Annotated in this window: 13 protein-coding genes; 5 read left to right on the top strand and 8 right to left on the bottom strand. The window is 65.1% G+C overall.

Going from position 1 to position 13,892, the window contains the following annotated elements; translation table 11 throughout:
* Positions 1 to 417: 417 nt before the first annotated feature.
* Positions 418 to 645 carry a hypothetical protein gene (locus ACWEO2_RS28460; protein WP_452408131.1) on the bottom strand — a complete coding sequence of 76 codons (228 nt, stop codon included), beginning with the start codon at positions 643 to 645 and terminating at the stop codon, positions 418 to 420.
* Positions 642 to 1,544: an alpha/beta hydrolase family esterase gene (locus ACWEO2_RS28455; protein WP_452408130.1), complete on the bottom strand. Its 903-nt coding sequence runs from the start codon at positions 1,542 to 1,544 to the stop codon at positions 642 to 644. The genes ACWEO2_RS28460 and ACWEO2_RS28455 overlap by 4 nt, the downstream gene beginning before the upstream one ends.
* A gap of 474 nt (positions 1,545 to 2,018) precedes the next feature.
* On the opposite strand from ACWEO2_RS28455, the gene ACWEO2_RS28450 reads away from it, so the two are divergent.
* On the top strand, positions 2,019 to 2,174 hold the full coding sequence (locus tag ACWEO2_RS28450; protein WP_452408129.1) for a hypothetical protein: 156 nt from the start codon (positions 2,019 to 2,021) through the stop codon (positions 2,172 to 2,174).
* A 379-nt stretch (positions 2,175 to 2,553) separates the two neighbouring features.
* Here ACWEO2_RS28450 and ACWEO2_RS28445 read toward each other — a convergent pair whose 3' ends face one another.
* Both ACWEO2_RS28445 and ACWEO2_RS28440 read right to left on the bottom strand, forming a co-directional pair.
* Complete coding sequence (locus tag ACWEO2_RS28445; protein WP_452408128.1) at positions 2,554 to 2,979, bottom strand: hypothetical protein; 426 nt, start codon at positions 2,977 to 2,979, stop codon at positions 2,554 to 2,556.
* 327 nt (positions 2,980 to 3,306) lie between these two features.
* Positions 3,307 to 4,110 carry an alpha/beta fold hydrolase gene (locus ACWEO2_RS28440; RefSeq protein ID WP_452408127.1) on the bottom strand — a complete coding sequence of 268 codons (804 nt, stop codon included), beginning with the start codon at positions 4,108 to 4,110 and terminating at the stop codon, positions 3,307 to 3,309.
* Positions 4,111 to 4,282: 172 nt separating this feature from the next.
* Here ACWEO2_RS28440 and ACWEO2_RS28435 point away from each other — a divergent pair, with 172 nt between their 5' ends.
* Positions 4,283 to 5,563 (top strand): GAF domain-containing protein, encoded by a 1,281-nt coding sequence (locus ACWEO2_RS28435; RefSeq protein WP_452408126.1) that lies wholly within the window; start codon positions 4,283 to 4,285, stop codon positions 5,561 to 5,563.
* An 800-nt stretch (positions 5,564 to 6,363) separates the two neighbouring features.
* The gene (locus ACWEO2_RS28430; protein ID WP_452408125.1) at positions 6,364 to 7,119 is read left to right on the top strand and encodes a cytochrome P450; all 756 of its coding nucleotides are present in this window, start codon (positions 6,364 to 6,366) and stop codon (positions 7,117 to 7,119) included.
* 129 nt (positions 7,120 to 7,248) lie between these two features.
* On the opposite strand, the gene ACWEO2_RS28425 is transcribed toward ACWEO2_RS28430, so the two are convergent.
* From ACWEO2_RS28425 to ACWEO2_RS28415, 3 genes are all read right to left on the bottom strand, one after another.
* A complete protein-coding gene (locus ACWEO2_RS28425; protein WP_452408124.1) occupies positions 7,249 to 7,692 on the bottom strand; it encodes a thioesterase family protein in 444 nt (147 codons plus the stop codon).
* Positions 7,693 to 7,790: 98 nt separating this feature from the next.
* Positions 7,791 to 7,973 carry a hypothetical protein gene (locus ACWEO2_RS28420; protein ID WP_452408123.1) on the bottom strand — a complete coding sequence of 61 codons (183 nt, stop codon included), beginning with the start codon at positions 7,971 to 7,973 and terminating at the stop codon, positions 7,791 to 7,793.
* Between the two features lie 273 nt (positions 7,974 to 8,246).
* Positions 8,247 to 8,858: a TetR/AcrR family transcriptional regulator gene (locus tag ACWEO2_RS28415; protein ID WP_452408122.1), complete on the bottom strand. Its 612-nt coding sequence runs from the start codon at positions 8,856 to 8,858 to the stop codon at positions 8,247 to 8,249.
* A gap of 163 nt (positions 8,859 to 9,021) precedes the next feature.
* Between ACWEO2_RS28415 and ACWEO2_RS28410 the strand changes: the two genes are divergently transcribed.
* Positions 9,022 to 9,600: an ester cyclase gene (locus tag ACWEO2_RS28410; RefSeq protein WP_452408121.1), complete on the top strand. Its 579-nt coding sequence runs from the start codon at positions 9,022 to 9,024 to the stop codon at positions 9,598 to 9,600.
* A 467-nt stretch (positions 9,601 to 10,067) separates the two neighbouring features.
* On the opposite strand, the gene ACWEO2_RS28405 is transcribed toward ACWEO2_RS28410, so the two are convergent.
* Positions 10,068 to 12,857 carry an ATP-binding protein gene (locus ACWEO2_RS28405; protein WP_452408120.1) on the bottom strand — a complete coding sequence of 930 codons (2,790 nt, stop codon included), beginning with the start codon at positions 12,855 to 12,857 and terminating at the stop codon, positions 10,068 to 10,070.
* A gap of 207 nt (positions 12,858 to 13,064) precedes the next feature.
* On the opposite strand from ACWEO2_RS28405, the gene ACWEO2_RS28400 reads away from it, so the two are divergent.
* On the top strand, positions 13,065 to 13,889 hold the full coding sequence (locus ACWEO2_RS28400) for an alpha/beta fold hydrolase (RefSeq protein WP_452408119.1): 825 nt from the start codon (positions 13,065 to 13,067) through the stop codon (positions 13,887 to 13,889).
* Positions 13,890 to 13,892: the final 3 nt, after the last annotated feature.

Raw genomic sequence — 13,892 nt, 5'->3', positions numbered from 1 at the left:
ATGTTGTGACGCCGACAGCGTTATGTCGCGCACTTTGCGCAGCGGGGTTTGCGTTCCCAACGCTGTGGTTGCCGGGGCTGTTTGAGCTGTTCAAGCAGATATCGAGCTTGCCTAGAGCTTGCCAAGACGGGTCGATATCAGGCGGATCGAACGATACGAGCTGGACGTTGAAAGGCCTCTGACCTGGACGGGAGGACACCAGCCGGACACCGCAGGACGAAATCTGGTTCCCTGGGGGTCAGGTGGTCGCAGGTTCAAATCCTGTCATCCCGACAATGAAACCCCTTCCGACCAGCATCGGAAGGGGGTTTTCTGTTGCCGCGGACACCACCTCCGAACGTACACATCGAGGAGCGCCGCGCAATGGTGTCCTCAACACAGTGAACCGAAAGATATTGTCCAGACTGGTATGTCGTCCTACAGGCCGTCGATCGCGGTGCCGAGGTCCACGCCATAGCTGGACCAGCAGAAGATCGGCTCTCCCGGCTGACCCCGGTGGCCCATGTACCACTCGCCATCCTCCACGCAGCGCGTGAGGCACAGACCAGTGAAACCGATGATCAAATCGACTTCCAAGGAGACGGCTTGGTCAGGTTCGGTGGGGTGTAGCCCCGGGGCAGGCCCGTGCAGGGTTTGAAGCCTCATCGACCGTGGATTGCGTGGGCTTCGAAGAAGTCCCACGCGAGGTCGGTCGCGTTCACCCCGGCCCCCGCATCGGAGAGTTCGCCCTGCGCGGCACCCGGCCACGAGTGCCCCATCTCGGGAAGTCGGTAGATCTCGACCGTGCTGCCGTCGGCGCAGGTGGCCGTCGCGACGGTGATGCCATTGGCAAGGTCGTCCCGCGCAACCCCGGGAGCGCAGGCGAGTCGCTCCTGCCACTGTGTGATCCCGGTGTCGAATCGACCGAAGTAGCGGTCCTTGCCGCCGAGGAAGGTGATCACCGATACCGGTGTCGTTGGCTTGTAGGACGGCTGCGCCGCGGCGGAGCCGATGAAACCCCCGCTGACCGCGGCGATGGCGGCGAAGGTGCCGGGTAGTTCCACCGCGAGCTTGAAGGACATATCGCCGCCGTTCGAGATGCCTGCGGCATAGACGCGCTTCGGGTCGGCTTTCCAGGCGCTGATCATTCGGGCGAGGACAGTCTTGACGAAGCCGACATCGTCTTCCGAACCGCAGCAGAGGAAGGCGTTGAATCCCGAAGCATGCCCCTCCGGATAGACGACGAGGAAGTTTTCCTTGTCCGCCTTGGCATTCAAGCCGCTGGTGGTGGCGATCCGCGCCGCGTCACCGGGATAGAAGTGCAGGGCGACCACCAGTGGCAGGGCGGTGCTGCCGTCGTAGCTCGGCGGCGCGTGCACCACATAGGAGCGGGTCTTGCCGCCGAATTCCCTGATGATCCGCTGGTCACCCGAGCCCGGCTTGTCGTCCTGTGTAGGGGCGGCGGAAGGGCTCGGCGAGGTCGGTGGCGCGGCGGGGCTCTGACAGGCCGTGGCCGACAGGGCACAACAGGCCGCGGCGACGGCGACACGGCGAAGCCAGAACACCGACTCACTATGGCACGAAATCGATGGGCATTTGTGAAGACCGGGAATGTTCGAGAATGGTTGATTAACAACAGATATCGCAGACATGGACCGCGATCGGGCCGACTGCATCGAGCTGGGTGCCCGGGCTCGACGGCAACCGCAGGCGTGAGCGATCCGCGCCTGACCACCTCACCCACCGTGTAGTCATGCCGGTCCAAGCGGAGGATCGGTCGCGCCACCACGGGCTGAACCCGAGTCGCTATCCAACGCACCGCCTCGACACCACTCGACCGACACGCCGGTCAGGTGTCGAAATTCGCGACCAGAAACGGACCACAAGCGGCCTGACCGATACCCAAATTCGCAATCAACTGGCTCCCGAATCCGCGACCGAAGCCACAGCGCGATGAATTCGGGGGATTCCAGCATTGGTGTCCTGTGCCGGTGCCCCTGGCGAGTGCCGAACCGTTGACCTGCGGTGCGTCAGGATAAGTGGCAGTTGAAACCGCTGACCGGCAGCGAAATCCATCGCCTGACCTGCAGTGCGCCAGGTATCTGGCAGGTGCGGCTCGACACCACCGCATCGGCGAGAACTTCGCACAACTCGCGTTCGGCGACGACGGCCCCTTCGCCACCAAGACCGCCTGACCCCGCCACTGCCGCCCAGCAGTCTGCCAGCCTCGGTGCCCCGCCGGCAGCAGAGTCACGGAAGACGGTGCAGCCTGAACTGGACCCCAGTGTCATGCGACGACATGTGCAGGGATGCCGAGCGCCAGCATTAGGCTGACACTCGAGTTCCGCAGTCCCTTCAGTGGGATGCGGCGAATACCGGCGCGTTCTCGCAACCGCTGGAACATGTCCGTGGGCCCAGCGCGTTTGCCGCAAAGTCATGCGTTTTCTTACTTGCTACGGCCCTATTTCGGCGCGAGTCCTGTTCGCATTCATCGGGATCGCGCTGTGCATTGACGTCCTACTGCACCATGGCGATCTGTATTCAGTGGCTGACCGGCGAACTGATACGGCGTTCTCATAACAGTGTCGTGCAGGTTGTCCTCCAGTGCGGCGGGCGGCTGGGTCGCGCGTGCGCGCGGATGGTCCCACTGCTTTCACCGGCGAGGCCGGTGTCCGCCGGGCCGGCAGACAGGTGGATCAGCCATGGCGCCGCCCCGCGGTATCCGAGCGGTTCGACGTGGCAATGGGTTTTCCAGCCGAACGGCATCAGGTGAACCCGTTCACCGCGTTCCTCGAGCCGCTCGGTGAATTCGGTCAGCAGATCCAGGGTGTCCGCGAGTTCTGACAACACATCCAACTTCTCTGGTGCACAGCGATTCTCGCCGCATTCCGGCAACAGGACGCGGCCGTTGACGACAATCTGCCCCGCGTCCTCGGTGGCTGCGATGCGTCGAACGATCCTGACGGCCTTCTCCGCCACAGCGTGATCGCCGTGCTCCACACCGACATCCAGTAGCAGACAGTCGAAGAAGTGCTTGCGCACCCCGATCGCTGTCACAGGGAGTTCGACAGCACACGAGCCCTTCGTTGTCGGCGTGTATTCGAATGTGCGGCAATGGTTACCGAGTAGCCGCACAACTGGCTCCGCTCGGATTTGGCCACACCCATCGATGCGACGCAGCAGCATGGCGCCCACATCGTGGACTATGGCGAATAGTGTTCAGCTCGAACGGGTTCGTCATCGATTCTGCTTTTCGATCAGCGAGACCGTCGCGCATCGACGACCCGCGGGCGGTCGCTGTTCCGGGAGCATGCCGATGGTCGAGGTTCACAGGAAATTGCCGAGGACCTCGTTGAACCGTTGCGGTTCTTCGGAAAACGGTGCGTGTCCGCTGTGCTGGAATGGTACGACCTCGGCTTTCGGCAGCCGGGCGGCGAGCCATTCGTCCAGCGGGCCGGGGAAGATCTTGCTCCGGACGCCGTAGGTCAGCAGCGCCGGCACCCGGACCTCGGGCAGCGCCGACCGCAGATCGGCGTAAGCCATGTCGTACCAGATGGCCTTTGCGGCACTCGTCGACATTTTCGTGGTTTCAGCGTAGATCGCGTCGATCACTTCATCGGACGGAGTATCGGCGAAGCAGTCCGCGATGAACGGTTTGATCACCGACGGGCGGGCATGTTCGAGGCCCTGCACGAATACGGCGAGAGCGCTGGTGCTGTAGCTGCCCTGCAGCGGAAAGTCCCAGCCGTCGGCGTCGAGGAATCGCGGGGATTGGTCGACGAAGGCGACCGATCGCAACCGGTCGCAGCCGAACTGCCGGATGTAGGAGAGGATCACCCCGGTACCCATCGACCAGCCGGCCAGGCACACCTCGTCGATCGCGAGATGATCCAGTAGATACCTGATGTCGCGGGCGTACTGGGCCAGCGTGTGGCCCGCGTCGGTCTTCCCGGAGGCGCCGTGGCCCCGAAGATCGGGTGTGACCACCCGGTTGCCCGCCGCCAGCGCCGGCACGTTCTGTTGCCAGAAGCCGCCGTTCATGGTCCAGCCATGAATCAGCACGACCGCACGACCGGAACCCTGATCGTCGTAGAACAACGGAACCCCGTCGGGCAGTTCGAGATACGGCATGTCCACCTCCTGTGAGATACGGCACTCACCGAAACTGTCCAACGCCAAGGCCGTCCCAGCCAACAGCATTGCGGGGGGTTGCAGGAACGCTGCACGAGTATTTGAAAAGGGTTGTCCATAGATGGCCTGCCTCGTAGCGTGGTCCGACCGGATCAATGGCTGGATCAGAACGATGGATGATGTGGATCAGAAGCAGTTGATGGAGGCCCGTGGCGACGTGTTTGCCGGTGGCCGCGCACGGCGGGTGCGCAGTGATGTGCGTGCGTCGTGGGACCGTGCCCAGCGCGTCGGGCTGCATCCGGATCGCCATCTCCCGCAGGTCGTGATGGGAGACGACGAGGTCCGGCACCGGCAAGTGACGGGACATCTGGCAGCGGTATGGCCGGTGATGATGTCCGTTCTGGGTGACGCAGCCGCTGAACCGGGTCACCTGCTGTTCGTCGGTGATGCGGATGGTCATCTGCTGTGGGTCCGTGGCGACAGCGCGGCCTGCCGCGCCGCCGAACGCGCCCACCTCGTCGCAGGCGCCAGCTGGAGTGAGGTGGCAGCCGGCACCAACGGCGTCGGAACTGCACTGGCGCTGCGCAAACCCTTCCAGGTCCACGGTGCCGAGCACTATCTGTCCGTCGCGGTGGACTACACCTGCACAGCGGCGCCGATCCGAGACCCGGCCACCGGAGCGCTCGTCGGTGTCGTCGACGTCACCTGCCCACGCCACCGCACTCGTTCGCTGGCGTTGCCGCTCGTGGCGGCTGCCGCTCGACTCGCCGAAGCGAGCCTCGCCGAGCACCGCCGTCGCTGCGACTCCGAAATCCGCGCCCGCTATCTCGACCGGGTGCTGCGCCGCTGCGGAGGGCGAGCTGCTCTGGTGACCGCAGACGGCCGCGTCGTCCACGCCGAACCGGCGGACTGGATCACCTCGTCTTGGTCGCAGGAACTCAGCGAAGGAGCGACGACCCTCCCGGACGGACGGCGCATCATTGTCGAACGGCTGGCGCCGAACGGCCCGTTCGCGGTGTACTCCTCGCAGCACGACGACACCCTCGCGCGCGTCACGGTCCTGGGCCGCAAGTTCGCTTCCATCACCATCGATGGGGTCAGTCGGCAACTCAGTTTGCGGCACAGTGAGATCGTGGTGTTACTGCTCGCGCATCCGGACGGATTGACGGCAGAAGAGCTTGCCCGCGAAATCTACGGTGCCACAGGCAAGCCCGGCACCATCCGCGCCGAACTGACCCGACTGCGCGCGCTGCTCGGATATCGGCTGATCGCCAACCCGTACCGGCTGATCGCCACCACCGCCGACTTCCTCGACCTCGAACATATCGCCACCGCCGAGCGCAGTATCCACTCTTCCAGCGCCCCCGAAGGACCACTGCTCCTACCGAACTCCCGAGCACGCGGAATCATGCGCCTACGGAACCGCCTCCTCCGGCCGGCAACCACGCTTTGAACGCACTTCGAAGCCGGACAGGCTCCTCCACCTGTCCCTCATCGCTGGTTTCCTCGACTGCACCTGGGTGCCGCAGCCGATCTGAGCCAATGGCATAGGCAAAACAACACCTACACCTACCTGCACGAAGGCATCGACGCGCTCGCCGAGACGCCGGACCCGGGCGAAAGCATTGCAGGGTGCACACCTCGCTGGCCATGAGCACGTGAGCGCCCTACCCGACTGGCTCATCCGGACACAACCATTGACCACAGCGCAGCCCGACACACCGGCTTTGAGGACGCGCCCTAGTGCGGTGGAAGGCCAGATCTCGTAGGTCTCGTCGGCTCGGATATGGCGGTCGGCAGCATGCCACATCGAAATACGGCAGGATGCGTTGCGTGATAGAGGTTTTCGGTACCGACTTCGCTGCTCGTCCATGGCCGGTATTGCACCGTCTGCGTGACGAAGGCGGCGTTCATCGTGTCCGCACGCCCGATGGTCCCGCGGCTTGGTTGGTGACCCGCTATGGCGATGTCCGGGCGGGGCTGGCGGATAGCCGGTTCGCAGTGGCGGATCGGTACTCGAATGGTGAGGATTACCAGGGGTTTCCGGTGCCGACGCCGCTGAATACCCTGCAGAACGCGAATGCCGCCGATCATCTTCGGGTCCGCCGGACCATCACCGCTGAGTTCTCGCCACGCCGATTGGCCCAGTGGACGCAGTGTGCGCCTGAGTTTGTCGATAACGTCATAGCTTCGCTGAGCGGTGGCGAGGTCGATCTGGTCACCGAGTTCGCGGTGCCGCTACCCGCCGCGATATTGGGGCAACTGCTCGGCCTTGGAGATTCCGAGCGGGAGACGCTACTCGGATGGGCGAATTCGACCCTTGTGCCTGCTGACGGCGAAGCCCCCCGCGCACGAGACACGCTCGCGACCATGCGCGCAATCATCGAGGCCACGATCGACCACGCGCACTCCGGACCGACCGATACGGTGCTCGCGAGATTTGTCGCAGGCTACGACGAATCGAGTGCTCAGCAGCGCGACGAACTCGTGGCGCTGCTGTTCTACATGTTGTTCGTCTGGTACGAGGTTCTTGTCGATCTCATCTCCGGCGCTGTGTTGGCCTTGCTCTGCCATCCCGAGGAACTGCGTGTTTTCCGGGCTGACGCACAACGACAACTGGCGGCCGTCGACGAGCTTCTTCGTTACCTGTCGCCGCAGGTGTTGGCGGGGCCGCGGTTCGCCACTGTCGACGTACAGATCGGTGACCATACAATCCGTGCTGGACAGACTGTGCTTTTTTGCCTTGCCGGCGCCAACCACGACCCTGACCATTACGACGATCCAGAGCGCCTCGATTTGGCCAAACCTCGCAGTCCGCACACGGCGCTGGGGTATGGCATTCACGCCTGCTTGGGTACTGCCCTGGTGCGGACCGTCGCGGCAACAACACTGGACCGCCTGTTCACCCATTGGCCGGACACCGTGCTGGCTGTGCCCGAAGATGAGATCCGCTGGCGATCCGGATTCCGCCACCGCGGACCGTACGCGCTACCCCTCGTACTCGCATGACAGAACCCGAGCGTGATCGACCATCCAGACACTCCGCAGGTGGGCAGGAGACAGTGATCGGCCGCGGTATGAACCGGCGACAGCTGGATTGCGGTGATGTTCTCCCTCCCATATCCACCGGTTCCGCGGTCAACCCCGCGAAAAATTAATCGTGCGCCCCACACCATCCGGTCGGCCGCTCCCACATTGTTCGGCAGCGAAATGCGTGAGCCGGCTGAGGACGTCCGGGGGCATCGGAGTAGTTCTTCTCGTCTCGAGGTCAACGTGCAGGTCCAGTTGCTCGGACACAGCCACCCGCGTTCGGTCGCCGAGATTGCGTACTTCGTGGAAGAAGTGCAGCCGCTTGGCATCCACGCCCAGTAGCCAGGAGTCGACGGCCAGCCGTGCCCCGCGCCGCACCTCTCGCTCATAGGTCATTGCGGTCTGCACGACCACCTTCCCGAACCCCGTATTCCGGACGTACTCGTCGCCCAGGCCTAGAGCGTCGGTGAATGCGGCGTGTGCGCGATAGACGAGGATCCCGTAGTACTGGGCGTTCATGTGGTCGTTGATATCGATCCACGTTGTGTCCACTTCACATTCGAGGGTTCGCAAACCGCTACCTTCTTGATCTACTCGTCGTAACTGGGGCTGTCGCCCCATCAGCGCACGGAAACCCTTAGCTCAGGCGTTCAATGATGGTGGCGTCCGGCCGTGCCGCCGCCCTTACAGATGATTGGCAGGCTGTAGTGGCCGTTGACACGTTCCAGCTCCTTCACCAAGGTTGTCGGTTGCGCCGAGGGATGGCCCAGGGCGATAGCGTCGCCGTCGACCTTGCCGGGGTTGGCGCCGGTCTCCCTCAGCCGGGCCGGCACGACCCGAGGCGAAGGCACACCGCGCCCGGCGAACAGCCCGCCCGCCCGGCCAGCAGCCCATTGCGACGTACGGATTTGGATGCGTCGGCCATGGTCACTCGCCCATAGTACAACCAAGCATTTGCTTGGCCATCCCCAAGTTCGAGCGATGAGGTCCAGCCGGGCGGTGTGGATTTCGGTGCCTTCGAACGACTTCTTTGTCGGCCACGCACGCGCCGTTGACGCTGCGCAGTTTGGTGGAATCGTGGTCCGTATCCGGCAGGAGTCGTTGACTCAGCCAAGACTGGCGACGGCCGTACGGTAGAGGACGGTCTCGGCCCGATCCCAGGACCAGCCGTTCTCCACGACCAGAGTGCGCCAGCCCGTCGGGCCGAACCAGAGCCATAGCAGGTCCGCCGTTTCCGTCACCGGATAGGGCGGCGGCGGATTCAAGCCGTGCAGATGGCGGGCGGCGGCATGGAGCGCGTCACGGTAGGCCGCGGTGGCGCGCTCCCACAGCGCCTCACCATTCTCGTGAACGGGTAGCGCCTTGCGAATCGCCTCGTGCACCGTGAACTGGCTCTCGTTGCCGATGCGTGTGCCATGGGCCAGCGCTTCGAGGACCGACTCCGGTGTCCGCAAGGCGAGCACACCCTGCATGGCCTGTTCGTAGCCGGACGCCACCACGCCCTGCTCGACGATCTGGTCCAGGATGTCGCCCTTGCTCCCGACGCTCGCGAAGACGGTTTTCGACGCGACACCGGCCGCGGAGGCGATGTCCGCGACGGTCACTCGCCCGTAACCGCGGTCGGCGAACAGTTCGGCCGCCCGCAGGAGGATCAGTGAGCGCGTCTGCGCAGCGGCCTGCTCCCGCAACGGGGAGACGTACGTGCGCTTCGAGGACATGGCGACATTCTATCGAAGATGATCACATAGTTGCTCTATTCATTAGGTGCCATATAAGGTCAATTTCGCCCCGCGAGGTGACGCTCGATGCCCCTGCCCCGCGCGGACCGACCGGCGCTCGGACACAGGACCGGATCGCAGACCGGCGAAAGGAATGGACGTCATGGGAATGGACGCCGCGGAGCTGGCCCACGGGCTCTTCCGGATCCTCGAGACGGGAGATCCGGCGCTGGCCGCTGATGTTGTGGCCGCGGACTTCCACAACCGCGATTCCGTCGTCTCGCCCCCGGCCTGCGCGCTACCCGGACCTGCGGGAGTCCTGGCTTCGGGCGCATGGATGCGGTCCGCCTTCAGCGACCTGCGCTTCCCCGTGCTCGGCGTCGCCCGCAACGAGGGGCAGGTCTGGGTGCGGCTGCGCATGCAGGGCCGTCACACCGGTCCCTTCGTCCGCTTCCGCGACGGCGCCCTCGACCAGGCCGTACCTCCCACCGGACGCGAGATCGACTTCGAACAGATCCACGTCCTCGACCTCCGCGACGGCAAGGTGATCAGGCACGAGGCGGTACGCGACGACATCACCATGCTCGGCCAGCTCGGCGTCTTTCCCCCGGCCCCGGCCACCGCCGTGCGCATGCTCTCCTGGCGGCTGACCGGACGAGCCACTCGCGCAGCCGGCCACGTCACCAAGCAAGCGGCCGATGCGGCTGCCCTCCTCCACGACGGACCGCTCGAGAACCGCTGAGCGCTGGGTCGTCGGCGTGATGCGCTTCCTGTGGGCCTGACCGTCCTTCCGTGGATCGGCGCGATCCGCCGGATCCGTTGCTGTGGCTGGGCGGCCAGCGGCCAACTCGGCGAGGATGCCGCGGCGGCTCGGGTCGGCTACGTGCAATGAAGACCTGTTCGGCCAGCGCCTCGGTATCAGGGCGGCATCGAGTTATTCGACCAGTTCACCCAGCTCACTCGCCCAACCTTCGGTGTTGCCGTCCGTTGGCAACTGGGCAAGCCGGTTGCCACCATCGTGAGGCGGGTCCCGGAGCTGACCGTTGGCTTGCGTCAAGGGGAGCTGGACTGCACCGTCGTCGGTGCGAGTGTGCCAATGAAATAGGCCGTAGTAACCGGTCTGTTCCGCTGTACATTCGAGCTCTATGCCCGCCGACGGCACAGGCCCCTTCGGCTGAACCCAGCTGAACCGCACGACCGTGCGATCGGCTATGTGGTGGGTCTTTCGAGCGCTTCGGCGAGCTCGATTCGGCTGGTTATGCCGAGGCGGGGGTAGATGCGGTACAGGTGGGAACCGATGGTCCGGTGGGAGAGGTAGAGCTTCTCGGCGATTTGGCGGTTGGTGAGTCCGCTGGCGGCGAGGGTGGCGATCTGCAGTTCTTGCGGGGTGAGTTGGTCGCGGGCGTTGAGGGTCCGACGAGTGCTGGCTTCGCCGGCGGCGCGCAGCTCGTTGCGAGCGGCTTCTGCCCACGGATCCGCACCGAGTGCGTCGAACGTGTCGCGGGCCGCGCGCAGTGGTTCGCGGGCTTCCGAGTTTCGGCGTTGGCGGCGCAACCGGCGACCGTGGTGCAGTTGCAGCCGGGCGCGGTAGAGGGGCCAGCAGCCGACGTGGCTGTTGAGTGCGTCGGCATATGCGGTGTCCGCGTCGGCGTCGTCGGCGAGAACCGCTCGGCTGTACTCGTCGACGACGCTGAGCATCGGGGCGGGCAGCTGCGTCGCCAGGGCAGGCAGTTCGGCCAACAATTGTCTTGCGGCGCCGACCTTTTCCGCGGCGACCGCCGCATCGGCGAGTTCGGGAGCGATCCACCAGCAACGCATGGGGTGGCTGACCGGGTCTGCCGGGTCGAAGACACGTTGCAGGGCCGCGTAGGCGTCGTCGGCACGGCCCGCCAAGAGGTGGATCATGCCGCGGGTTTGTTGGGCAGCGACGTGAATAGACCGCATCCCGGTAGCCAACGGGCTGGTGTGGATCTCGCGTAGATGATCATCGGCGAGCTCGGTTTCTCCACGCAGCGCGGCGATCATGGCCAGGTTGGTGCGCCCGGCGACCAGATGGAATTCTTCACCGGTTTCCTGGGCAAAGGACCGGGACTCCTCGGCTTCGGCCCGGACCGTGTCCCATTCGCCGAGCCAGATGCGACTCCAGTTTCCGGCGCCGAGGATGCCAGCGAGCAGGCCGAGTCGTCCTTGGTTTCGTCCGGTACTGGCGGCGGCGTCGATGTAGCTGGAGCCGCGCCGGAAGTCGCCGAGGAAAAGGGCGGCATAGCCGAGGAAGCGCATGGCAGCGGCATCGGAGCGGTCCGGGGTCAGCCGGGCGAGATGGTTGAGCACCGCGGGGCCGCGGTCCCAAGGCAGGGTGTAGGCGTCGATGGCAAGTCGGCGGGGGTCGTGCGCGGGTAGGTCGAGGATGTCGAGTTGGGTGGCGATGGCTGTGCGGGCCTCGGGTGAGGCCTCTTGAAAGAAGCTGCGGGAGGCGGCCCGCCACAGCAGCTCGGCTGCGAGGTCGGTGTTGCCCGCGGTGTGGACCTGTGCGGCGATGTCGATTAGTTCGAATATCCGACCTTCGGGGTCGTATCGGCCGAATGCGATGACTTCCTCTACGTTGGCGAGCCGCGCTCGTTCGATTGGTCCCAATGCGCCGAGGTTTGCTCGATCGACCAGGTCCTGGGCTTCGCGGCGGGCGCCGGTTTCGATGGCGAGTTCGGCGGCGTGCAGTAACAGCGCAGTGGTGCGGTCCGGGCTCTCGGAGAGTTCGGCTGCTCGGTGTAACGCGCTGACGGCGGCCATCGTCGCGCCTCGGGCCCGGGACCGCCCGGCGTAATCTTCGAGTAGTGCCGCGATGGTGTCGTCGGCTCCGAGCGTTGCCGCGGCCCGGTGCAACAGTTGCTTGTCGGGGAAGTCGGCAAGTACGCCGGCCAGGGTGGTGTGGGCGCCGAGTCGTTTGGCCAGTGGCGCGCGGACATAAACGGCCGAACGCATCAGCGGGTGCCGGAATCGCAGTGCCGCGCTGGATAACTCGACCAGGCCGACATCGAGGGCTTCCTGCAGATGTGCGGTGGTGACCGGGGTTCCGGCGAGTTCGGTGGCTGCCTGCAGCAGTCGTCGGAGATCGCAGGTGACGTCGGCCGCCAGGACGATCAGCAGGACTCGGGCCGGATCACTGAGCTCGGCGGAGCGGGCGGCGAAGGCGGCTTCGAGGCGGGTGGTGAGCGGGAACTCCTCGACTACCCGGTCAGCGTTGGTCTCGCGTAACGCCCGGGGCAATTCGATCAGCGCCAACGGGTTTCCCGACGCCTGCTCGAGCAGCCGCTGTCGAACGGTGGTTGTCAGTGCTGGCGCTTGCGCATCGAGCAGCGCGATGGCATCGCGCTCGTCCAGCGGGTCGACGACGAGGTCGGGCAGTCCCGCCCGGTGCGCCGGATCCGCTTGCCCGGCGCGGCTAGCGGCCAAGGTGAAGACCGCGTCGCTGCCGACTCGGCGAGCCACAAAGCTCAGCACCTCGGCACTACAGCTGTCGAGCCATTGCAAGTCATCGACGATCAAGACGGTCGGGCACTTTCCGGCGGCCTCGCCGACCAACTGAAGCGCGGCCAACGCCACCGGGTACAGATCCGGGCTGCCGTCCTCCTGCCCGAGCGCCGCGCGCAGTGTGCGCTGTTGTGTCAGTGGCAATTTCGCTGCCTCGGACATGAGCGGATGCAGCAGCTGGTGCAGTGCGGCGAAGGGCAGGGTCGCCTCGTTCTCGACGCCGACCGCCGAAAGGACGGTCAGTCCCCGTTCGATCGCCGTATCCCGAACCGCGGCCAGCAGCGCCGATTTTCCGATACCGGCTTCGCCGCGCAGAACCAGCGCTGACCCGCTACCTGCGACAGCTCGATCGAGCAGGTCCCGCAGCAGCGTCAGGTACTGCGCGCGCCCGACGAGACCTCGGGAACCAGCGGGCGTGGTCGCCAACATGTCGCTGGAGAAGAACGGCGCCGCCGAAATCTCACTACCCACCCGCGAATCCTGGCAGACGATCTGGGGGTTGCACAACGCGAGCCAGCAAGTAGTCGTGTTCGCTGGGGACCGAACGCGCTAAAAGTGTGCATAGCGCCAGCGGGGCGACTGAGTCATCGAGTCAGGGTGACTGAGTCATCAACACAGTCACCGGAGCAGTCACGCGACTGATTCGCCCGGGGTGCCCGAATCCCTAATTTCAATGGCATGACATCGACATTCACCACCACCGACGGCGCCCAGATCTTCTACAAGGACTGGGGTACCGGACAACCCGTCGTCTTCAGCCACGGCTGGCCGCTGAACGCCGACGCCTGGGATGAACAAACCCGCCTGGTAGCCGACAACGGCTTCCGTGCCATCGCCCACGATCGTCGGGGCCACGGCCGATCCAGCCAGACCTGGGACGGCAACACCATGGACCGCTACGCCGACGATCTGGCCGAACTGATCGAAGAGCTCGATCTGCACGATGCCGTTCTCATCGGACATTCCGCCGGCGGCGGCGAGGTCGTTCGCTACCTCGGTCGGCACGGCAGTTCCCGCGTCGCGAAGGCTGTCCTGCTCGGCGCCGTACCCCCGGTCATGGTCAAGTCCAACACCAATCCCGAGGGAACCCCGATCGAGGTTTTCGACGCGATCCGCTCCGGCGTGGACAAGGACCGCTCCCAGTTCTATTGGGATCTGAGCGAGACCTTCTACGGCTTCAACCGGCCCGACGCGACGATCTCGGAGGGCGCCCGCCGGGCGTTCTGGCGGCTGAGCATGCAGGCCGGGATCCGGGCCGCATACGAATGCATCACCCAGTTCTCGGAAACCGACTTCACCGAGGACCTGAAGCACATCGACGTCCCCGTGCTCGTCGCCCACGGCGATGACGACCAGATCGTCCCGCTTCATGACTCGGCGGTGAAATCGGCTGAGCTGATCAAGAATTCGACCCTTCGCGTCTACCCCGGCGCACCGCACGGGTTGTACGGCGAGTTCCGCACCGCATTCGAAGCCGACCTGCTCGCATTCCTGAAGCACTGAGTT

The organism is Nocardia sp. NPDC004278 (genome assembly GCF_053602975.1).
The sequence above is the reverse complement of the archived record's forward strand: the minus strand, read 5'-3'. Positions and strand labels throughout refer to the sequence as shown.